The organism is Pseudodesulfovibrio sp. lm2024, assembly GCF_051175575.1.
Lineage (GTDB): Bacteria > Desulfobacterota > Desulfovibrionia > Desulfovibrionales > Desulfovibrionaceae > Pseudodesulfovibrio > Pseudodesulfovibrio caledoniensis.
Window position 1 is genome coordinate 2,419,374 of sequence record NZ_CP195092.1, and the last position, 21,137, is coordinate 2,440,510.

24 protein-coding genes are annotated in these 21,137 nt (G+C 63.0%); 8 read left to right on the plus strand and 16 right to left on the minus strand.

The window, feature by feature from the left end; all coding sequences use genetic code 11:
• Nucleotides 1–78: 78 nt before the first annotated feature.
• From ACR42D_RS11530 to ACR42D_RS11555, 6 genes are all read right to left on the minus strand, one after another.
• Entirely contained in the window at nt 79–249 is a 171-nt protein-coding gene (locus tag ACR42D_RS11530; RefSeq protein WP_484566952.1) for a hypothetical protein, read from the minus strand.
• A gap of 92 nt (nt 250–341) precedes the next feature.
• Entirely contained in the window at nt 342–893 is a 552-nt protein-coding gene (locus ACR42D_RS11535; protein WP_484566953.1) for a Fe-S-containing hydro-lyase, read from the minus strand.
• On the minus strand, nt 893–1,732 hold the full coding sequence (locus ACR42D_RS11540; RefSeq protein WP_484566954.1) for a fumarate hydratase: 840 nt from the start codon (nt 1,730–1,732) through the stop codon (nt 893–895). Before ACR42D_RS11540 ends, ACR42D_RS11535 begins: the two co-directional genes overlap by 1 nt.
• 324 nt (nt 1,733–2,056) lie before the next feature.
• On the minus strand, nt 2,057–2,794 hold the full coding sequence (locus tag ACR42D_RS11545; RefSeq protein WP_484566955.1) for a fumarate reductase iron-sulfur subunit: 738 nt from the start codon (nt 2,792–2,794) through the stop codon (nt 2,057–2,059).
• A gap of 3 nt (nt 2,795–2,797) precedes the next feature.
• Nucleotides 2,798–4,633, minus strand: coding sequence for a fumarate reductase flavoprotein subunit (locus tag ACR42D_RS11550; RefSeq protein ID WP_484566956.1), 1,836 nt, complete (start codon nt 4,631–4,633; stop codon nt 2,798–2,800).
• 13 nt (nt 4,634–4,646) lie between these two features.
• Nucleotides 4,647–5,297 carry a succinate dehydrogenase/fumarate reductase transmembrane subunit gene (locus ACR42D_RS11555; protein WP_484566957.1) on the minus strand — a complete coding sequence of 217 codons (651 nt, stop codon included), beginning with the start codon at nt 5,295–5,297 and terminating at the stop codon, nt 4,647–4,649.
• A 59-nt stretch (nt 5,298–5,356) separates the two neighbouring features.
• On the opposite strand from ACR42D_RS11555, the gene ACR42D_RS11560 reads away from it, so the two are divergent.
• The 6 genes from ACR42D_RS11560 (at nt 5,357) to ACR42D_RS11585 (ending at nt 10,870) form a co-directional block, all read left to right on the plus strand.
• Nucleotides 5,357–5,797, plus strand: coding sequence for a hypothetical protein (locus ACR42D_RS11560; protein WP_484568490.1), 441 nt, complete (start codon nt 5,357–5,359; stop codon nt 5,795–5,797).
• Nucleotides 5,724–8,429 (plus strand): M16 family metallopeptidase, encoded by a 2,706-nt coding sequence (locus ACR42D_RS11565; RefSeq protein ID WP_484566958.1) that lies wholly within the window; start codon nt 5,724–5,726, stop codon nt 8,427–8,429. Before ACR42D_RS11560 ends, ACR42D_RS11565 begins: the two co-directional genes overlap by 74 nt.
• Nucleotides 8,430–8,606: 177 nt before the next feature.
• Nucleotides 8,607–9,185 carry a TetR/AcrR family transcriptional regulator gene (locus ACR42D_RS11570; protein ID WP_484566959.1) on the plus strand — a complete coding sequence of 193 codons (579 nt, stop codon included), beginning with the start codon at nt 8,607–8,609 and terminating at the stop codon, nt 9,183–9,185.
• Nucleotides 9,186–9,263: 78 nt separating this feature from the next.
• A complete protein-coding gene (locus ACR42D_RS11575; protein WP_484566960.1) occupies nt 9,264–9,779 on the plus strand; it encodes a carboxymuconolactone decarboxylase family protein in 516 nt (171 codons plus the stop codon).
• 128 nt (nt 9,780–9,907) lie between these two features.
• Nucleotides 9,908–10,246 carry a YbjQ family protein gene (locus ACR42D_RS11580; RefSeq protein WP_484566961.1) on the plus strand — a complete coding sequence of 113 codons (339 nt, stop codon included), beginning with the start codon at nt 9,908–9,910 and terminating at the stop codon, nt 10,244–10,246.
• Between the two features lie 3 nt (nt 10,247–10,249).
• A complete protein-coding gene (locus ACR42D_RS11585; RefSeq protein WP_484566962.1) occupies nt 10,250–10,870 on the plus strand; it encodes a DUF2238 domain-containing protein in 621 nt (206 codons plus the stop codon).
• Nucleotides 10,871–11,051: 181 nt separating this feature from the next.
• Here ACR42D_RS11585 and aroC read toward each other — a convergent pair whose 3' ends face one another.
• The 4 genes from aroC to aroL are packed head-to-tail and all read right to left on the minus strand — an operon-like array spanning nt 11,052 to nt 14,743.
• Nucleotides 11,052–12,116: a chorismate synthase gene (gene aroC, locus ACR42D_RS11590; protein ID WP_484566963.1), complete on the minus strand. Its 1,065-nt coding sequence runs from the start codon at nt 12,114–12,116 to the stop codon at nt 11,052–11,054.
• A 15-nt stretch (nt 12,117–12,131) separates the two neighbouring features.
• Nucleotides 12,132–12,791: a potassium channel family protein gene (locus ACR42D_RS11595; RefSeq protein ID WP_484566964.1), complete on the minus strand. Its 660-nt coding sequence runs from the start codon at nt 12,789–12,791 to the stop codon at nt 12,132–12,134.
• A 20-nt stretch (nt 12,792–12,811) separates the two neighbouring features.
• Nucleotides 12,812–14,176 (minus strand): TrkH family potassium uptake protein, encoded by a 1,365-nt coding sequence (locus tag ACR42D_RS11600; RefSeq protein WP_484566965.1) that lies wholly within the window; start codon nt 14,174–14,176, stop codon nt 12,812–12,814.
• Between the two features lie 36 nt (nt 14,177–14,212).
• Complete coding sequence (aroL, locus tag ACR42D_RS11605) at nt 14,213–14,743, minus strand: shikimate kinase AroL (protein ID WP_484566966.1); 531 nt, start codon at nt 14,741–14,743, stop codon at nt 14,213–14,215.
• A 186-nt stretch (nt 14,744–14,929) separates the two neighbouring features.
• Between aroL and ACR42D_RS11610 the strand changes: the two genes are divergently transcribed.
• A complete protein-coding gene (locus ACR42D_RS11610) occupies nt 14,930–15,943 on the plus strand; it encodes a DUF933 domain-containing protein (protein WP_484566967.1) in 1,014 nt (337 codons plus the stop codon).
• Nucleotides 15,944–15,958: 15 nt separating this feature from the next.
• On the opposite strand, the gene ACR42D_RS11615 is transcribed toward ACR42D_RS11610, so the two are convergent.
• Nucleotides 15,959–16,975 carry a methyltransferase gene (locus ACR42D_RS11615; protein WP_484566968.1) on the minus strand — a complete coding sequence of 339 codons (1,017 nt, stop codon included), beginning with the start codon at nt 16,973–16,975 and terminating at the stop codon, nt 15,959–15,961.
• A gap of 43 nt (nt 16,976–17,018) precedes the next feature.
• Complete coding sequence (locus ACR42D_RS11620; RefSeq protein ID WP_484566969.1) at nt 17,019–17,474, minus strand: MarR family winged helix-turn-helix transcriptional regulator; 456 nt, start codon at nt 17,472–17,474, stop codon at nt 17,019–17,021.
• A 120-nt stretch (nt 17,475–17,594) separates the two neighbouring features.
• On the opposite strand from ACR42D_RS11620, the gene ACR42D_RS11625 reads away from it, so the two are divergent.
• Nucleotides 17,595–17,810 (plus strand): 4Fe-4S domain-containing protein, encoded by a 216-nt coding sequence (locus tag ACR42D_RS11625; protein WP_484566970.1) that lies wholly within the window; start codon nt 17,595–17,597, stop codon nt 17,808–17,810.
• A gap of 141 nt (nt 17,811–17,951) precedes the next feature.
• Here the strand turns inward: ACR42D_RS11625 and ACR42D_RS11630 are convergent, their stop codons facing one another.
• Genes ACR42D_RS11630 through ACR42D_RS11645 form a run of 4 tightly spaced genes read right to left on the minus strand, consistent with a single transcriptional unit; the run spans nt 17,952 to nt 21,128 of the window.
• Nucleotides 17,952–18,527 carry a type I restriction enzyme HsdR N-terminal domain-containing protein gene (locus ACR42D_RS11630; RefSeq protein ID WP_484566971.1) on the minus strand — a complete coding sequence of 192 codons (576 nt, stop codon included), beginning with the start codon at nt 18,525–18,527 and terminating at the stop codon, nt 17,952–17,954.
• A 58-nt stretch (nt 18,528–18,585) separates the two neighbouring features.
• Nucleotides 18,586–19,074, minus strand: coding sequence for a hypothetical protein (locus ACR42D_RS11635; RefSeq protein WP_484566972.1), 489 nt, complete (start codon nt 19,072–19,074; stop codon nt 18,586–18,588).
• A gap of 7 nt (nt 19,075–19,081) precedes the next feature.
• Nucleotides 19,082–20,404, minus strand: coding sequence for an ABC1 kinase family protein (locus tag ACR42D_RS11640; RefSeq protein ID WP_484566973.1), 1,323 nt, complete (start codon nt 20,402–20,404; stop codon nt 19,082–19,084).
• Entirely contained in the window at nt 20,391–21,128 is a 738-nt protein-coding gene (locus ACR42D_RS11645; RefSeq protein WP_484566974.1) for a TetR family transcriptional regulator, read from the minus strand. Before ACR42D_RS11645 ends, ACR42D_RS11640 begins: the two co-directional genes overlap by 14 nt.
• Nucleotides 21,129–21,137: the final 9 nt, after the last annotated feature.

Below are 21,137 nucleotides of genomic sequence, written 5' to 3' on the forward strand. Positions count from 1 at the left end.
GAAGAGACGAGAATAAGAGTCAGCTAAGCCGGGTAGATACAGAACAATGGAGAAAGGGGCCGAGGGGCCCCTTTTGTATTATTCCTTATCCGGAGACCAGTTCGGATCGCGATATTTGTCGGGATTGTAGAGACGCCAATCGGAACCGTCATCATACTTCTCGTCCGCACCGGGATACGGAGTGTAGATGTTCTCGTTCTTCTTGGCCTCTTCGTGATTATCCACGTTTTCGAAGTACGCATGTTCCATGATAAACCTCTGATATCCTGGACTTAAACATCCCCGAAGCGGTGTGCTTATCGGGGCGGGACGCCTTGCGCCCCGCCCCTTTCGTGAATCAATTAACCGGCAGTGTCAAGTTTCGGTTTGACGTATAATTCACCGCCGTGGCAGTCGTTGATGACCAGCAGCGGGAAATCCTTGACTTTCATTTCGCGCACGGCCTCGGGCCCCAATTCCTCGAAGGCGATGACCGTGGACTCCACTATGGAGTTGGACAGCAGCGCGCCCGCGCCGCCCGTGGCCCCGAAATAGACGCCCTTGTACTTCTCCATGGCCGCCTTGACCTCGTCCGAGCGCTTGCCCTTGCCGATGGACGCCTTCATGCCCAGCGAGTGCAGCCTCGGGGCGTAGGTGTCCATGCGGTAGGAGGTGGTCGGTCCGGCTGAACCGATGGGACGGCCCGGAGGGGCCGGGCTCGGGCCCACGTAATAGATGGCCGATCCTTCCAGCTCAAACGGCAGCTCCTTGCCGGCGTCCAGCAACTCCACCAGCTTCTTGTGGGCCGCGTCGCGAGCGGAATAGATGATCCCGGTCAGGAACACCACGTCCCCGGCCTCGAGCCGCTCGATGTCCTCGTCCGTCAAAGGCGTGTTCAGCTTGTATTCGGCCATTACAGTACGACCTCCTCATGGCGCTGGGAATGACACTGGACATTGACCGCCAGCGGCAGGCTGGCCAGGTGGCACGGTTCCAGGGTGATCTTCACGCCGAGCACGGTGGTCTTGCCGCCCAAACCCATGGGGCCGATGCCCAGCGCGTTAAGGGCCTCTTCCAGTTCCTTTTCCATGGCCGCGACCTTGGGATCGGGATGGACATCGTCCAGCCTGCGCAGCAGGCCGCGCTTGGCGATCTTGGCCGCGTGCTCGAAGGTCCCGCCGATGCCCACGCCGATGATGGTCGGCGGGCACGGATTCGGCCCGGCCTCGGCCACCCGCTCGATCACGAACTTCTTGATGCCCTCCCAGCCCTGGGCCGGGGCGAGCATGGTCACGCGGGACATGTTCTCGGCCCCGCCGCCCTTGGCCATGTAGGCGATCTTCAACTTGTCGCCCGGCACCAGATCAAAATGGATGATCGCCGGGGTGCCGTCGCCGGTGTTGGCCCGGGTCAGCGGATCGCACGCCGACTTGCGCAGGTACCCGTCCGCGTACCCCTTGCGCACGCCCTCGTTGATCAAATCGCGCAGGTTGCCGCCGACCACCTTGCAGTCGTCGCCGACCTCCACGAACAGCACGGCCAGCCCGCAGTCCTGGCACAGCGGCAACTTGGTGTCGCTCGCCAGGTCGGCGTTTTCCAGCAGCTGGCGCAAGACCTCCACGGCCGAAGGGGAATCCTCCTCGGCCATGGCCTGCTCCAGTTTGCGGCGAACGTCCGCGGGCAACACCGTGTTGCCCCGCACGCACATCCCGGCCACGGCCTCGATGACATCCTTTCCTTGAATCTCTCTCATTGATTAGCCTCCGATGAATGCCTCCGGCAGCCCTACCGGGGGTCGCCTTCGGCGGGACCAGAGAACCTTTTGAAACAGGTTCTCTGGACTCTCCAAAACTTTTTATCGCTCGCTTCGCTCGAGACCGTGCGAGCGTGTTGATTCAACCTCATCTCACCTATTGAAAAAGCCCCGCACAACGGCCTGATCTCCCGTCCCCCTCCACCGCGAAGCGGCACCAAAAAGCTTTGGAAAAGGATGGGGATGGGGGTCCGGGGGAAGGGGAAGGAAAGAACCTTTCTCGAAAGGTTTTTCCTTCCCCTTCCCCCGGCCGCCGGAGGCATCCTATTTACTGAACAGACGCTTCAGGGACGTGATGCCCATTTTGCGTCGCAGGAAGCCGAGTTGATTTTGCAGCGGCAGGTGTTTGGGGCAGACGTCTTCGCAGGCCAGCAGGCCCATGCAGCCGAAGATGCCCATATCGTTGCCGATGATGTCGTAGTAGTCGCGATCGGTCCGCTGATCGCGCGGGTCGATGAGGAACCGGGCCACGCGGTTGAGCGCGGCCGCGCCCATGAAGTCCTCGCGCAGCCGGGCGGTGCCGCATGCGGAAATGCAGCAGCCGCATTCCACGCACCGCTCCAGCTCGTAGATGGCCACGGCGTCCTTGTTGTCCATGCGCTCCTCAAGCGCGGCGGGGTCGAACACCTTATTGGTGTGGATCCACGATTCGGTCTTGGTGTACATCTCGCGGAACCAGGTGCCGGTGTCCACGGACAGGTCGCCGACCAGCTTGAAGACCGGCAGGGGCAGGAGCGTGATCTCGCCCGGCAGGTCGCGGGTCTTGGTGTGGCAGGCCAGGCCGGGTCGGCCGTTGATGACCATGCCGCATGAGCCGCAGATGCCCGCCCGGCAGCAGAAGTCGAACTGCAGGGACGGGTCCTGTTCCTCGCGGATGCGGTTGAGCGCGATGAACAGGGTCATGGAATCGGTCTCTTCCAGGACGAACTCCTGCATGTGCGGCGCGGACTGCTCGTCTTCGGGATTGTACCGGAAGATGTTGAGTTTGAGTAATCTGGACATGGTCTATTCCTTCTTGTCGTCGGCGCTGATGATTTCCGCATGGCCGTAGCCCCGGTCGCCCGGCGGAATCTCCACCACGGTGGTGGACGGCTCGTATTCGAGGGTCGGCAGGGTGTCCTCGGGCTTCTTCCAATAGGCCAGGGTCCGGGTCAACCAGTCGCGGTCGTTGCGCGCCGGGAAATCCTCGCGGTTGTGCGAGCCGCGCGACTCGGTGCGCATGAGCGCGCCGTAGGCGACCATCAGGGCGAGCTTGACCTGGCCTTCGAGCTTGAGGGCGGCGGCCAGTTCGGGGTTGACCCCCTTGCCGTTGGAGCGCAGACCGACCTTCTTGGCCCGGATCAGGGTCTCCTGAAGATCGGCCACGCATTTCTCCAGCCCCTCCTGAGTGCGGAAGATGTTCGCGCCCTTGTGCAGGGCGTCCTGCATGGCGGAACGGACCTTGTAGATGTTCTCCGAACCGTTCGCGCCGGAGATCAGGTCGTCGATGCGGGTCTGCTGCCTCTTGACCTCGTCGTTGATCAGCCCGGTCTTGAACTCGGTCTCGCACCCTTCAAGGTATTCGGCGATCCTGCGGCCGATGATGCCGCCCGCGACCACGGTCTCGGCCAGGGAGTTGCCGCCCAGCCGGTTGAAGCCGTGCATGTCCCAGCAGGCGGCCTCGCCCGCGGCGAACAGCCCCTTGAGCCCGTAGGCCGCGCCGTCCTTGTTGGTGCGCACGCCGCCCATGGAATAGTGCTGGGTCGGACGCACCGGGATGAGCTGGTGGATGGGGTCCACACCGAGGAAGGAGGTGCAGATCTCGTAGACCTCGCGCAGCTTGCCGGTGATGTGCTCCTTGCCCAGATGGCGGATGTCGAGCCAGAGATGCTCGCCGTAGGGGGACTTCACGCCGTGGCCCTCGCGCATGTGATGGGTCATCCAGCGGGAGACCACGTCGCGCGAGGCCAGCTCGGCCTTTTCCGGTTCATAGATGTTCATGAACCGCTTCTCGTCCACGTCGAGCAGCGTGCCGCCGTCGCCCCGGCACCCTTCGGTGACCAGGATGTCGGTGGGCACGATGCCGGTGGGATGGAACTGGACCGCCTCCATGTTGCCCATGGGGACCAGTCCGGTGGCCACGCACATGGTGTGCGCCCCGCCGTCGCAGATGACCGCGTTGGTGGTGTTCGGGTAGATGCGCCCGAACCCGCCCGCCGCGATCATGGTCGCCCTGGAGAGGTAGACGCGCAGCTCGCCCGTGCGCAGGCAGCGGGCGACCACGCCGAAGCAGGTCTCGCCGTCCTGGAGCAGGGCTATGGCCTCGGTCTTGTCGTGGACCTCCACGCCCTTCTCGGCGCAGCGGTTGTCCATGGTGCACATGACCGCGTGGCCGGTGCCGTCCGAGGTGTAGCAGGTGCGCCACTTGGCCGTGCCGCCGAAGGAGCGGGCCATGATCAGCCCCTCCTTTTCCTCGGCCTCAACCTTTTCGTACTGCTTGCCGCCCTTGTAATAGATGGACTTGCCCGGAACCACGCGGTTCCACGGCACGCCCCAATGGGCCAGGCGGCGCATCTCGATGGGCGCGGTGTCCGCGAACAGGCGGGCGACCTCCTGGTCGCAGCCCCAGTCCGAGCCTTTGACCGTGTCCGCGAAATGGACGTCCGGGCCGTCGCCCTCGCCCATGACGGAATTGCCCAGGGATGCCTGCATGCCGCCCTGCGCGGCGGAGGAATGGGACCGCCGGGCCGGCACCAGGCTCAAACAGATGGCGGAGAATCCGGCTTCGGCCGCTTCCACGGCCGCGCGCTCGCCCGCCAGACCCGCTCCGACAACAAGAAAATCGGTGTAGACAGTCTGCATGGCTGATTCTCCGTTAGTTGATGCTTAAGAACAGGAAGCGGATCAGGGTGATCAGGCCGATGGCGATGAACATGCCGGTCAGCAGGTTCTCGCCGCGCTTGAACTTGAACCGCTCCCGGTCCTTGATGAAGCCCCATTTGACCCCTATACGGTAGAAACCTATGCCCACGTGCAACTCGGCCAGGGGGAGCAGGAAGAGATAAAACACGGCCCAGAATCCGCTCTGGACGCGGGCAGCGGACTTGACCGCCGTGATGGGCAGGTCGGTCAGGATCACCCACATGTGGATGGAGCCCATGACCAGGATGAGCATGGCGGAGACGACCTGAATCACCCAAAGCCAGGTGTCGCCGTGATGCATCATCCGGGCGTGCTGCCAGATGGTCTTCTGGCCTTCGGCGCGGAAGGGAATCTTCCGGGCGGCCAGGGTGAAATGGAACAGAAAGACGAGAAAGATGAGCGGACCGCCCACCTGGGCCATGTACGTCGCCTCGAAGAACCCGGCGATGGCGTTCATCAGCCGGGGGCTGATGACGACGCTGGAAACCAGCAGCATGTGACACCACATGAACAAAATCAGGCTGGCGCCGGACAGCATTTGCAGCCAATCCAACGCGCCATCCCACTTGCCGGATTTGCCAGCTGGTGCGTAACTAATGGACATTCATTCCTCCGTTTTGTTGAACACAGAAGCACCCTAGACAATCGTATTGCAACGTAGTCTTGAAAAAAGAAATTTGTCAATATCTCCAACCCCATCTCAACGGCTCCCCGCCCCGCCGCACCCAGCGCCATCCGGGGAAAAAGGCATTGATTGCACGGTCAAGCAGACGCTTGGGCCCTGCCCGCTTTTTTTCGCAAAAGATCAAAAAGCATCTGCCGGGAGACAGGTTGGTTTATCCGCCCAATTCGGGCCGCCCGCTTTTCGGGTTTCCATTTCGGGCCGCCTCGGTTAGGGTATTTGACCGTTCAGGCCGCAATACTCCGGGACCGCTTGCCAGCCGGGCAATCGGCCTTATCTTATTCAGCACACAGAACAGCAACTTGATGTCGAAATTAGTGAGAAAGACCAATTTATGGAGTTTTATCCATGTTCCGAAAACTATTATTGCTTGCGGGGCTCGCTTTGCTCCTCGCGGGCTGCAAAACAACATCCATGAATAACCGTACCGAAACCGTCCCGACCCCGGCCACGACGACTGCCAAGGCGTCCCTCCCCTCCCTGGACGGCTCCGACCAGTCGGCCACGCACATCGTCAAGCTCAAGAACGGCCTGACCGTGCTCATCAAGGAGGACGACCGCTTCCCGCTGGTCAACGTCCGCCTGTACGTGCACGCGGGCAGCGCCTACGAGACCCCCGACATCGCGGGCATCAGCCACCTTCTCGAGCACATGGTCTTCAAGGGCACGGACAAGCGCGGCCCGGGCGAGACCGCCCGCCAGATCGAGTCCGTGGGCGGCAGCCTGAACGCGGCCACCAGCTTCGACTACACCGTCTACTACGTGGAGGTCCCCGAGACCCAGTGGAAGCTCGGCATGGACGTGGTCACGGACATGGCATTCCATCAAACCATCGATCCCAAGGAACTGGAGAGCGAGAAGAAGGTCGTGCTCGAAGAGCTCGAGCGCGGCGAGGACGCGCCCACCAGCAAACTTTTCAAGACCCTGCAGTCCATGGTCTGGAGGGACACCAGCTACGAGTGGCCGATCATCGGCACCCGCGAGACCGTGTCCGGCATCACCCGCCCGCAGATCAAGCAGTACATCGCCAACCACTACCAGCCGCAGTCCATGCTCCTGGCCGTGGTCGGCAAGGTGGACCCGGACAAGATCCTGGCCGAGGCCGACCAGTTGGTCGGCTCCCTGGTCAACACCCGTTCCTTCACCCCGCCCGCGCCCCTGCCCGTTCCCGAGGCGGGCGACGGCCCCCGCGTGGTCAAGCTGACCGGCAAATGGAACAAGGTCTACATGGGCGCGGCCTTCCCCATCCCCTACGGCACCTCGGCCGAAATCCCCGGCCTGGAGATGCTCTGCCAGCTGCTCGGCGGGGACGACACTTCGCGCCTGTACCGGACCTTCAAATACGACAAGCAGCTGGTCGACGACATCTCGGTCTCGCCGCTGTCGCTTGAACGCGGCGGCATGCTCTACGTCCATGCCGTGCTCGACGCGGACAAGGTTGACGAGTTCTGGACCGAGTTGAACAAGGAGATGGCCGCCTTCGATCCGGCGGACTTCACGGACCGCGAGATCGAACGCGCCCGCCTGAATCTCGAGAACTCCCTGTTCCTGGCCAAGGAGACCCTGTCCGGCCTGGCCGGGAAGCTCGGCTACTTCCAGTTCCTGGACAACGGCGAACAGGCCGAGAAGAACTACCTCTTCGCCCTGAGCCAGGTGAACCGCGACGAACTGAAGCGGCTCTTCGACGAATACATCCGGCCCGACCGGCTGACCCTGGCCGTGCTCACGCCCGAGGACGCCCCGGTCTCCGCCGAAGGATTGACCGAAGTCACCAAGGCCAACTGGCCGTCCAAAAAGGCGGCCCAGGCCCAGCAAGCCGCCAAGCAGGCCACGGGGCCGGCCGAGGTCGCCCTGCCCGGCGGCTCCAAACTGATCCTGTTGCCCGACGAGACCCTGCCCTACACCGCCATGTCCATGTACTGGACCGGCGGCGACGGCGAGCTCGACCCGTCGCAGCAGGGGCTGGCCGCCCTGGCCGCCGCGTCCCTGACGCGCGGGACCCTCAAGATGTCCGCCACCGAATTGCAGGACTTCCTGTCCGACCACGCGGCCAGCCTGGGCTCCACCGCCGGGCGCAACGTGTTCGCCGTGGAGGCCAAATTCCCCACCCGGTTCACGGACCAGGTACTGCCGGTCCTGACCGAAACCCTGACCGCCCCGGCCTTCAACCAGACCGAGGTGGAGCGGGCCAAGCAGGACCAGATCGCGGGCATCAAGCAGAGCGAGGACCGGCCGCTCGGCCTGGCCTTCCGCCAGCTCTTCCCGTTCCTGTACAAGACCGGCCCCTACGCCCTGCTCCACATGGGCACCCCCGAAGGCGTCGAGCAGTTCACCACGGCCGACATCATCCGCTTCTGGAGCCGCCAGTCCATGCACCCGTTCACCCTGGCCGTGTGCGGCGACTTCGACCAGGCGGCCATGGAGACCTTTGCGACCAACATCGCCCGGACCCTCACCGCGCCCACCGGCGAGTACGCCTTCACCACCCCCGAGTGGGGCACAGAGCGCGAGGACGACCTTCATCTGCCCGACCGCAACCAGGCGCACGTCCTGATGATCTTCCCCACACCGGGTAAGACCGACCAGGAGGCGTCCGCCAAGCTCGAACTGCTGCGCGCCGCCCTGGCGGGCCAGTCCGGCCTGCTCTTCCGCGACCTGCGCGACAAGCAGGGGCTGGCCTACACGGTCACCGCCATGCTTTGGCAGAGCCGCAACACCGGGTTCATGGCCCTGTACATCGGCACCGGGCCGGACAAGGTCGACCAGTCCCTGATCGGCTTCAAGAAGGTGCTGGCCGACCTGGCCGCCACCCCCCTGCCCCAGGACGAGATAGACCGCGCCCGGAACATCCTGACAGGCGATTACTACCAGGAACACCAGTCCCTGCTTTCCCGCAGCCGCGAGGCCGCCAGCCTGCAGGTGCGCGGATTCGACCTGACCTACGAACAAAAACTCATCGACCGGGCCCAGACCGTCACCCCGGCCGAAATCCAGGATATGGTCAAACAGTACCTCACCCCGGACAAGGCCTACCTCATGAAGGTCACCCCGTAGCTCGCGCGATTGCACGACAAATGAAAGAGCGGCCCGGTTGCACCGGCCCGCTCTTTTTTTGCGCCTCCGGCGGCCGGGGGCAAGGGGGGGAACCCTTTCCAAAAGTTTCCCCCTCTGGCCACCGGAGGCATTCTTTTCTCTTGACGCTCAGTAGACGACCGGTCTATTAGCACTCTCATGAGCGAGGACACGAAACAGCGGATCATTGAGGCCGGGGCCGAGCTGGTGCATCGGCAGGGGTTCAACAACACGGGGTTGAAGGACATCCTGCGTGAGGCGGGCGTGCCCAAGGGGTCGTTCTATTTTTATTTCGACAACAAGGAGGCGTTCGGCATCGAGATGGTCAACCATTTCGGAACGATGTTCCGGGGGATCATCGACAGCGCTCTCAATGATTCCAGCCTGACGCCGCTGGAGCAATTACGCAAGATATTCGATGGGTTCGCCGCACACTTCGCCGCACACGGTTACACGCGAGGCTGCCCTGTGGGCAACCTGGCCCAGGAAATGAGCGACCTGAGCGAACCGTTCCGCCTCCGGCTTATCCAGGCCTTTGACGGCATGACGTCCCGGCTGGCGGCCATTCTGGAAAACGCTAAGGCCAAAGGGGAAATCGCGGCCGACTTGGACACGCACGAGACGGCCATCTTCATGGTCGAGGCGTGGCACGGCGCGATTATCCGCATGAAGGTCACCAAGAACGGCGAGCCGCTTGAGCTCTTCTCCCGGTTCATTTTCAATAAAGTCCTGAAGTAGCCGCCTCCCGGCCCGCCGGTGGCGGCTTTTGTTTAACCACTATGTAGACGACCGGTCTACTACAACAAGGAGCAAAGCATGTTCATGATCGATTACGTCAGGCCCGAACAGGCCGAAGGGGCGGTGAAGAAGGTCTATTCCGCATTTCCCGCACACATCCCGGTGCCCGATCCGATCCAGTTGTACAGCGCGAGCCCGCGTTACCTGGTCAAACAGATGGCCATTGCCGGGGACTACATGCAGGACGACGCCTACACGCCGGAACTGTTGGCCGCCCTGCGCTATATCGGAGCCTCCACGGCCTGCTTCGGATTCTGCTCCGTCTTCAACCGAAAGATGCTCGGAACCATGGGATTGTCCGAAACCGAGGTTGACGCCCTGTTCACGGACCCGGGCAAGGCGTTCGAGCCCAAGGACGCGGCCCTGGTCGCCTTTGCCGCCAAGTGCGTCAAGACGCCGGACGAAGTGACCCGCGAAGATCTGGACGCGGTGCGCTCGGCGGGCTGGACCGACCAGCAGATATTCGAAGCCACGGCCTATGCCGCGCAGATGAATGTGGTCGGCACCCTGTTCCGGACCTTTGTCGAAAAATAGCCGTATCCAGGGGACCGGCGCTGTCCGGTCCCCTCTCCTGAACGAACGCCAAACGCTTGCCCCCGCCCCCGTGGTGCGCTACAAATCGTGAGCAACAACTTTCAGTTACTCACATCGAGGGGAGACGCATGGCGCTCATATTCGGTTCGCCCAGGAAGCAGGCCACGGACAAGGACGAAGTCGGCACCGACCATAGGCTGACCCTGGCCAAGGACATCTACATGGCCGGGAAGATGAAGATCGTCACCACCGAAGCCGTTCCCGGCCGGGAGATCCAGTCCGCCTTCGGGCTCATCGTCTGCCGCAGCTACGTCTTCGACAACGCCTTCTACGGGCTCATGGCCCAGGCCGTGGACGTCAACGCGGACGCCATCGTCGGCTACCGCGAGACCGTGGCCTTCCATCCCGAAGGCGACAAGTACTACTCCTGCTACGGCACGGCCGTACGCCTGAAAAAGCTCAAGTAGCCCATGAACAACGAGTCCGCCCTGTCCCGCCGGTTCCCCCACGCCCTGGCCGTCGCCTTCGCGGCCTTCTGGACGATCATGGCCGTGAACCCGGTCATGCGCGACGTGTGGTGGGCCGAGAACATCCCGATCATGGCGGCCTTCCTGCTGCTGGTGGCCACCTACCCGCTTTTCCGCTTCTCCAACCTGGCCTACGTGCTCATGGCCTGCTGGCTGGTCCTGCACACCATCGGCGGCCACTACACCTTCGCCAACGTGCCGTTCGACTTCGTGACCGACCTGTTCGGCTTCGAGCGCAACCACTTCGACCGCGTCGGCCACTACTCCATCGGCTTCTACGCCTTCCCCATAGCGGAATTCCTGACGCGAAAAAACCTGGCCCGCCCCGTGGTGGCCTACCTCTTCGGCCTGTTCGCCATCATGGCCCTGGCCGCCGGATACGAGATCATCGAATGGTGGTACGCCGTGACTGCGGGCGGCGAGGCGGGCATCGAATTCCTCGGCTCCCAGGGCGATATCTGGGACGCCCAGTCCGACATGCTCTGCGACACATTGGGCGCGATCACCGCCCTGGTGCTGTTCTTCTTTTCCGGGATCAAGCCTGAGCGCCGTGTCGGGTTATAGAATCAGATAGTGAAAGCCGCTTCGCGGCGATGAGCGGATGATTTCGCCTCCGGCGGGCAATGGTTCGCACCCTTGCATCCCACTTTGGCGCCTTCGGCGCGATGTTAGTATACTTCGTGGCAAGGAAAGGGCCGACGCACTAGCGTGCGTCGGCCCTTTCTACCTTAATGTCTTTCCTACGCTAGTCGCGTACACCCAGCCGCCTGTCGAGCAGGAGCAGGTCCGCGATGGTCAGGGCCATCATGGCCTTGAGCACCGGGTTGATGCGCGGGATGGCGCTGATGTCGTGGCGGCCGCCGACCATGATGAAGGTCGGCTCGCCCTGGGTGGTGATGGTCTGCTGTTCCTGGAGGATGGACGCGATGGGTTTGACGTAGGCCCGCGCCACCACGTCCTGGCCGGACGAGATGCCGCCGAGGATGCCGCCCGCGTTGTTGGACAGGAAACCATCCGGACCGATGGGGTCGTTGTTCTCGCTGCCGAGGCTGCGCGCGGCACCCATGCCCGAGCCGATCTCCACGCCCTTGACCGCGCCCACGGACATGAACGCCGCCGCGATGCGCGCGTCGAACTTGCCGAAGACCGGTTCGCCGAGCCCGGCGGGCAGTCCGGTCGCCCGGACCTCGACCACGCCGCCCAGGGTGTCCTCGTCGTCGCGGACCTTGATGACCCGCTCGTCCCAGGTCTCGACGATATCCGGGTCCGGGCTGAAATAGGACCGGTCCTGGGCACCCTCGATATCCTTGACCTCGGCCTTGATGCCGCCGAACTCCACGGTGTAGGCGTAGATGGAGATGCCCTCCAGGCGCAGCAGCTCCTGGGCGATGGCCCCGCCCGCCACGCGGGACACGGTCTCGCGGCCGGACGAACGCCCGCCGCCCCGGTAGTCCCGGAACCCGTACTTGGCGTTGTAGCTGAAATCCGCGTGTCCGGGCCGGAACACGTCCTTGATCTTGGAATAGTCGTGGGAACGCTGGTTGGTGTTCTCCACGAAAAAGCCGATGGGCGTGCCCGTGGTCCTGCCCTCGAACACGCCGGACAGAATCTTGACCTGGTCCGGCTCGTTGCGGGTGGTCGAGGCCAGCCCGCCCTGGCCGGGCCTGCGCCGGTCCAGTTCGGACTGGATGATGGATTCGTCCAGGGGGATGCCCGAAGGGCAGCCGTCCACCACGCCGCCCAGGCCCAGGCCGTGGGACTCGCCGAAGGTGGTCAGCCGAAATAACTGTCCGAAGGTGTTGCCGCTCATGTTCGCTCCCGCTCCCTAGAATTTGTCGACCCGCATGATGTCCTCGGTCCGCCCGAGGAGGACCAGGACGTCCCCGGTCTTGAGCGCCCTGTCCGCCTGGGGCACGAAATGGAACTCCGAGTCCCCGGCCAAGCGGAAGGCGATGACCTGCACCTGGTACTTATTGGTCAGGTCGAGATCGCGCAAGGTCTTTCCGATCCAGTTCTCCACGATGATCTCGCGCACGGCCACGTCCTTGCCCAGGCCGAAATACTCCTGCAGCCCGGGCGCGGTCAGCCGGTTGGCCATCTGGGCGGCCACGAACGCCTCGGGGAAGACCACGAACGGCACGCCGAGCTTGTAGAGCACCCGCTCGTGCGCCTCGCTGATGGCCTTGACCCAGATGTTCTTTACCCCCACGGCCTGGAGGTTCAGGACCACCAGGATACTCGCCTCCATGGAGTCGCCCGTGGACACGATGACCCTATCCAGGTCCTTGATGCCGATCTGGCCGAGCATCTTCTCGTCCGTGGCGTCGGCCTGGTAGGCCTGGGCGATGATGTCCTGGGCCCGGCGCACGTACTCGGGGTTGATGTCCACCCCGACCACGGAATGGCCCAGCTCGGTCAGGGCCTTGGCCAGGGCGTAACCGAACTTGCCCAGCCCGATGACGGCGATTTCCTTTTTTGCAGACATTGAAAAAACTCCTTGTCAGTCTAGCCGAAGGGCAGCGTCGAGGTCGGCACCCGGAAGCGCCGTTCGGACTGCCAGCTCTGCAGCGCCGAGAGCATCCAGATGGGGCCCAGACGCCCCACGAACATGAGCACGATGAGCGTGACCCGCTCGAAGTTGTCGAGCAGCGGGGTCATGCCCGTGGACAAGCCCACGGTGGCAAAGGCGGAAATGGATTCGAACATGTCGGCGATGAACTCGCCGCGCGCCATGAGGTAGGCGCTGTCCCCGCTCTCCATGGAGGTCAGGACCATGGTGCCCACGCCCACCAGCAGCAGGCTCATGGTCACCAGGGAGACCACCTTGTTCATGGCCTTCTGATCGAGCGCGAACCGGCCGATGCGGACCTGCTCCCACCCCCGGAACTCGGCCCAGACGAACCCGACCAGGGCGCGGAAGGTGGTCGTCTTGATGCCGCCCGCGCAGGAGCCCGGCGAGCCGCCGATGAACATCAAAAGCATCATCACGGCCAGGGACACGTTGGTCATGCCGCCGATGTCCACGGTGTTGAACCCGGCGGTGCGGCAGGTCACGGACTGGAACAGGGCGTTCCAGAAATGCTCGAGCACGTTGTCCGGCGCGTTGCCCGCCGCGCCTTCGGCCGCGAAGATGACCACGGTGCCGACCACCACCAGGGCCAGGCTGGTCTTGAGCACGATGGCCGTGTGCCAGCTCATCTGCGGCTTGCCGCGCCTGCGCCGGTTGCGCCCGAACAGCGCGTTCCAGATCAGGGTGCCGCATTCGTTGAGCACGTAGAAACCCAGGCCGCCGGCGGTGATGAGTACTATGAAGACCATGTTGACCGCGCCGTTGCCGGACCACCGGGTCAGGGAGTCGGGATACAGCGAGAACCCGGCGTTGCAGAACGCCGAGACCGAATGGAAGACCGCCGAATACGGATTGAAGCCCACCGGATCCAGCAGCCAAAGGCTCAGAGCGCCCGCGGCCTCGAAGGAGAACGCCCACAGGACCACCCGCATGAGGAACCGGGGCAGGCTGAACGACGGGTCATGCAGCAGGGACTGGCCCACTGCCAGCCGGTCGGTCAGGGAGACGTGCCGCCCCAGCAGATGGATGATCAGGGTGGTGAAGGTCATGATCCCCAATCCGCCGAGCTGGATGAGCACCAGGATGACGTCCAGGCCGAGCGTGGAGAAATACGAGCCGGTGTCCACCACGGCCAGGCCGGTGACGCACATGGCCGAGGTGGCCGTGAACAGGGCGTCCACAAAGGACAACGGGCCACCGGGGTGGCTCACGTCCATATGTAGTATGAGTGCGCCGATCAGTATGGCCCCGGCAAAGAACCAGACCGGCATCCAGTACGGCGAAAAGATTTTAGTGCGCATGGTTCTCCACGCTTATATGCCTGACGGCCCAACCTGTCAAAAACGCTCGGGAAAGGTTTTCACCGCTTCGAGCGCCCGCTCCACGGTGGCGGCCAGGCTCGCCCCCTCTATGATGTGATCGGCGCACGCTTCGTACAGGGGGGCGCGGGCCTTGAGGACCTCGCGGACCTCGTCCGCCAGGGACTTGCCGGTCAGGGACGGCCGCTGGGCTTCGAGCGGGTCGGCCTTCAGCCGCCGGACCAGCTCCTCGACCCCGGCCTTGAGGTACAGGGTGACGCCCCGGGCCAGCACGGCCCGGTTGGATTCGCGCAGAACGATGCCCCCGCCGCAGCCGATGACCCGGCCGCCAGGCTTGGCCTCGCGCGCAAGCGTCGCGGCCTCCTCGTCGCGGAAGGCGTCCCAGCCGTTGGCATCCACAAAGGACGCGATGTCCATGCCCACGGCCTGAACAAAGGCGTGGTCCGTGTCCACGAACTCCATACCCAGCCGCTTGGCCAGGGCCCGGCCCACGCTGGTCTTGCCGCAGGCGCGCGGCCCGATGAGAAAGATGTTCCCTGTCTTGTGCATGTCAGGCACCGTAAGGGAAAACCGCCCGGCGTTCAATGGTTTGCCGCCCCGCGTTTTTGGCTCGCCGCTCCGCGCCAATGGCTCGCCGCTTCGCTCTTTCTTTGCATTCCCCCGGATAACTGGTAACTTCCGCCAAGCCCCTTCCGGGCCGACCATCGACCATCCGTTTCAGCGAAGGAGAAAGACATGAAAACCGCCATCTTCGGATTCTCCGGCTCCGGCAAGACCGATCTGTTCGCCGCCCTGGCGGGCCCCGAGGCGGCCGCCGCCGGGAACCGGGCCATGGTCAAGGTTCCGGACGCGCGGCTTTACCCGCTCATAGAACTTTTTCAGCCCAAGAAGGTCACCTACAGCGAGATCGAATACCTAGACATCCCGGGTGGAGGCGGCAAGGGCGCGGGGTTGGGCGAGCGCGTGCTCAACGAAATCCGCCCCTACGACTGCTTCATCGGCGTGCTCGACGGTTTCTCGGGCATGAACGACCCCGAAAAGCAATGGCAGGCCATCGAGGCGGACATGATGGTCAGCGATATGGCGGTCATCGAAAAACGGCTGGAAAAGCTGGCCACGGACGGCAAGAAGAACAAGGCTCTGGTGGACCCCAAGGAGGAAGTGGCCCTGAAGCGGGCGCTCGATCTGCTCGAAACCGAACGCCCCCTGCGCACGGACGCGGAAATCTGCGGACTGCCCGAACTCAAGGGGTACAAGTTCCTCTCGGCCCGGCCCATTCTCTACGCCTGGAACTGCCCCGAGGGCGAGGAGGCGGACCGCAAACTCCCCGAAGAATCCACCGGCATGGCCCACATCGCCGTGGCCGCCAAGCTCGAACGAGAGCTGGCCGAAATAGACGATCCCGAGGAAAAGGCCGAGTTCCTGAGCGATCTGGGCATCACCGAATCCGCCCTGGACAAGGTTATCAGCAAGACCTACCAGCTCCTCGGCCTGATCTCCTTCCTCACGACGGGCGAGGACGAATGCCGCACCTGGCCCCTGCGCGCGGGCTCCACCGCGCCCCAGGCCGCGGGCGTCATCCACACAGACTTCGAGAAGGGATTCATCCGCGCCGAGGTCATCGGCTATGACGACTTCCTGGCCTACGGGGATTTCAAGAAGGTCAAGGAAGCGGGCAAGGCGCGGCTGGAAGGCAAGGACTACATCGTCCAGGACGGCGACATCATCGAGTTCCGCTTCAACGTGTAGCCCCTGCTCCTGCTCCTACCGCTTTCGGGCGACGGCGATCAGATTCATGTCCCGGCCCGGCACGTCGTGAAATCGCGGCGTCTCGAACCCGGCCTCGTCCAAGGCCGCGCTAAGTTGCTCCCTGCCGATGAAATGGGACGGATACCCGGCCAGCCGAGTGACCATCTCCAGGCACGCCTCGCGCAGGGCGCCCTCCGGCGCGCAACCGCCGCAATAGTGGTGGGAGATGAACCAACCGCCCGGTTTCAGGCTGTCCGCTATCTTACGCAGCGCCCCCGAAAGGTCGTCCCTGAAGGCGTAGAGGACATGCGAGGTCACGGCCAGATCAAAGCGCGCCTCGGGAAGGTCCCCTTCACGCAAATCCATGCCCACGGTCTCCACCCGGTCACCGTATCCCAGTCGATGGCAACGTTTGGCGGCCTGCGCGGCCACATCCGGCAGGTCGAAGATAGTCCCGGCGAGCGACGGGTTGCGGTCCAGCACCCCCAAGGTGTAGAGCCCGTGATTGCCCCCGATGTCGCACATTGCCCTGAACGATTCGAAGCCGGGCAAGGACGCGGCCACGTCCGCCACTCCCTTGGCCCCGCCCCACAGAGCGTTCTGGGCGGTGCCGTCCATGACCCTTTCCACGGACCAGCCGTGGTCCGTGCCCTCCCTGTCAGGCTGCTTCCCGGCCAACAGGTCGGCTATGGATCGTTCGATGGAGGTGGAGAACCCCATGGTCACGGCCAGATAATCTCCCTGGTACAACGGCGAGCCGCTGACCAGGAACTCCTCGGCCGTGGACGAGTTGGCGTACCGTCCGCCATCCCGCTCCAGCAGCGCGAGGGCGGCCAGGATATCGAGAACCGGCTGCAGTCGCTCGGCCACCAGCCCGGCCTCTTCGGCGAGAGCGGACGGATCCAGGCTGCGGCCCGAAAGACGGTCAAACAGTTTCAGGTCCACCGCCGCCATGACCGCCCTGGGGGCCACGGCCTCGATCATCATGTTGTTCACGGGCATGAAATCGGCCTTGGGGTCGGGAAACAACATACTGCCTCCAGTGTTTAGTTGCTAAACTTATTAAGCAAAAAAATTACATGTACTCGTCCATCCAGCGGTTCAACTGCTCGCCCACTTCTTTCACGCAGGCATACTCCTCGTCGTCCAACCCGGCCAGGTATTCGAGAAAGACCTTGTCGTGCGTCCGGTGGAATTCCAGGTGGTTCTCGCTGGCCGTATGGCCTTTTTCCGTGGTCCGGATGACCACCCTGGCACGGTTCTCCAAGTCCGGTTCCTTGACGAGCAGCCCCTTGTCGGCCAACCGGGTGACCATCTGCGAAACCGCGCCCTTGGTGATGCCGATCTCCTCCGCCAGTTCGGTCACCCCCACCCCGTCGCGACAGTCCACGCGGGAGACCATATGTATTTCCGACGGGTGGAGGTCGACGCCCACCCCGAAGTCCGACGCGTGCCCGTCCACAACGGCATATTTGTTCAGGGCCGAGCCGAAGAGATTGAGCATGGAAAAGAGTTCTTCAAAAGAGCGCATGATTTTCGTTTAGGTGCTAAACAGAATAATGTCAACCGCTGTTCAAGACAACACTGCCGATCATCACCAAAGCGCATGATAATACTTGCCAGCCTGTCTGTTAGTAACTATTATCAAAATATGAACGATACCAATACATGTACAAAGCATCGTGAAGTGGCCATCGAGTTGGGGGACTGCCGCTCCTGTCAGGGCTGCATCGACCTCAACCCGGACGTATTTCAGTGGGACGAGGCCTTGGACATGCCCTATGTGTGCAGGTCCGAGGTCACCGAGGAAGAGGTGCGCGACATCATGAACACCTGCCCGGAAGGTTGCATCGTCTTCGTGGATTGATCCCTTTCAACCTCCCCTTTGAAAAAGAAAAAGCCGGGCTCACGCCCGGCTTTCCCGCGTCTGGCTAAAGGCCTTATGCCAGCCCCCTCGCAAAAACACGTTTATTCTATTTGATAGCAGTCGCTTCGACGGTCCTCAGCCCTACTTTTTCAACGGGAAGGAAGGCATGGGCGGTAACGAACATTCGCAGTGGTCGCCGCAGACGAAGCCGCAATAGGTGTGGAACACGCGGGTCTGCTTTTCGCGTTGTTCTTCGCTCAAAGGCCTGATCTCGGCCGCGTCGACCATCTCCATGAGACGCTTGTAGTCGGGTACGGCGTTCATGCCGCGCGCCATCTCGTCGCCGGTGCGCACATCGAGCAGGGTGGCGTCCATGGTGTCGGTGACCAGGGCGTACGGGACCGGGCCGCCGTCGATGAGCCGGGCCGCACACACGGTCTCGCGTTCGAAGGTGGCCACGTCGCCCGCGCAGAACATGACCAGGAAGACGGGCTCTCCCTGTCCGCCGTAGAGCACGAAGTCGATGGTCCGCTCGAACTCCTCGCCTTCCACGCAGTACTTCAGCGGGACCTTGGCCTTAAGCCGGTCCTTGGGGTACCCCTTCTCCTCCACCAGGAGGCGGGCCAGGAGCTGGCGGAACTCCTCGAAGGTGGTCTCGTCGATCTCCTCGCCGGAGAGATAGTCGCGGAGCGTGCCGCCCAGGCTGGTTTCGTGCATTGGATCACTTCCTTATCCTCATAAATAACGCCGCGATCCGGCCGAGGCAAGGAGAAGGCTACTTAAAAGCGGGATTGCGATTGAGCGGGCAGATCAGAACCCGGCACTTCCTCCGGCAGATGCGGCGCGTGATATAGGCTGCGCACCCAAGGTTGAGCAACACAAACGCGGCCAACGGCACCGGCCTGGCGGCAAGCCAATAGAGAGGAATGAGGAGCGTTCCAAGGGGGGCGGCCAGCAGGATGGCGAACTCCCACGCGTTGAGGCGGCCCGGCCGGGGCCCGATGAACGTTTTCGCCAGGGGTGCCGGGACGAACAGACAGTCCCCGGCCTGGAAAAGATGCGGGCAGCGGGCGCAGACCGTGTAGCGCATAAGCAGGTAATATGCGCCTAGGACAAAGGCCGCATACCCCAGCGCCAGCCCCGGTGCAACGGGCCACATGCCGTACACCCCGACAAGGGCCGCGAGGTAATAGCTCACCCGAACGATTGCTTTCTCCCAAAAGCCGAAACCCGCCACATGGGCGCATGCGCCGTGATCATTCATGATGGCATCACTCCTTTTCTTCCGCATCATCCAGGCACTCATAGGGATTGCGCAGGGATATCCTGCACCCCAGTTGCTCGAAAATGCGCAGCAGGCCATACCGGGTACGATCCAGGAAGACCAGATCCGGGTTCATGACGAAATGCTTGCGGTGCTGAAACATGGCCCGCATGATCTCCTTGCCCTCGCCGATGTAGCCGGTCTCTTGGCCGAAATCGAAATACTCCTGCTCGAACAACCTGCCCAGCCACTTGCCGAAGGCGTAGGCGCATTCATAAATCGCCTCTTCCGCCTCACGGCCTATATCTCCTTTCACTACCTCCATTTCCCGGAGGGCCTCGAAATACGCCTTCTTCCGGCCCTGCATGATGATCCGGGGCAGACGCCGGTAGAGGCGGACGAAATCCGATGAAAAGCGTTTGACGCACCCGAAATCCACCAGTCCGATGGCCAGGTCGTCCGCGATGAGATAGTTGCCGGGATTGGGATCGGCGTGGATGCACTCAAGCTCGTAAAAACTTCTGAGAAAAAGGTCATTCAGCCGCCGGGCGACCACGTCCCTGGCTTCCCGGGGCTGATCGGCCGCCAGCCAGTGGTTCAGGGGCGCTCCCTCCACAAAGGACATGCACAGGACCTGCTCCCGGCATAAATCATCGAAAACCTCCGGGGTGCGGATGTCCGCCATGCCGAGGCTGTCCCGGAAAAACCGGGCGTTGGCCGCTTCGCTCAGGTAGTCCGTCTCTTCCAGAAAACGCGCCTCGATCTCAGCGACGGCCGGTTCCAGCGTCTTGTGATCGGCAAAGGGGCGCAGCAGTCCCCGCAGCAGTCTGATGTCATCGCCGATGGTCCGCCGGATTCCCGGATACTGTATTTTCAGGGCCAGTTGCGCCCCGTCCGGTCCCACGGCCCTATGGACCTGTCCCAGGCTGGCGGCGGCAAAGGCTGAGGAATCGAAGGACATGAAGATTGCCTCCGGCTTTTCCCCGTAGGCGTTGACCAGCATCTTGCGGGCCATGGCCCGGTTCATGGGCGGGACGTCGGTGTACGATTTTTCCAGCTCGCGACGAACCTCGGCCGGAAAGAGGTCCAGCTCCAGGCTCAGCATCTGGGCGATCTTAAGCGCCGTGCCCTTGAGCCTGCTCAACCCGTCAAACAGGGCCACGGCATTCTTTTCCGCCAGATTCCGGCGCGCCCGTTCCCTATCCCGGCCGGGAACAAAGGGCTTCCCGGCGGCATACTTCAGGTAGTTTCCGCCCATGCGCGCGGCCGTGCCGCCGTAGACCAACCCTCTGGCCAGCCGCCCTTCCGGCGTCTTGTCACGCGGGGGCATGGCCGAGAAACTCGTCCTTGAGCCGGTTGAGGGTATCCCGTCCCTCCATGAACACTTCAATGCGGCTCAGGACGTGGGATTTGAACAGAAACGAAGCCAGACCGGTGATCTTGTCCAGGACGCCCGCCTTGAGCATGGCATAGCCCAGATCCAGACTCTTATCGATGAAAACCGTGGTATTGGCGAACTGCTCCGAATCGTCGCGAAGCCAGTACAGGGTAACGGCCACGTAATAGTCCCAGAGGCAGTGGTAGACCAGTTCCTTGAGCATGAGATCCGGCAACTCTCCGGACTCGACGGCCGCCTCGAACTGTTCCTTGACGATCTCCAGGAACCGGGCACGGATGGAACGCACACCCCGGTCGGCCGGTACAGGCCTGAAAAAGATGGAGGAGAAGGTCTCTTCCACGAACTCCCGGTCGCCCAGGTATCCCTCCAATACGGTCTCAAGCAGCGCCTGGAGGCGCTCGCGCAGGTCGTAGCTGCCGAAATCGTCCACCTCGGCCAGAGAGTTCACCGCATTCTCCAGCGACTCCATGTAATACCCCTGGACAAGGGATTCCTTGGTGGGGAAATAGTTGTAGATGGTCGCGTCTCCGATCCCGGCCTTCCGGGCCACGGCCCGCATGGTCATGGACCGGAACCCCTTCTCGATCATCAGGTCGACGGCCGCATCCAGGATGGCCCGCCGGTTTTCGTCCTTCCGCTGTGCACTGATTTTCATCGGTCAACC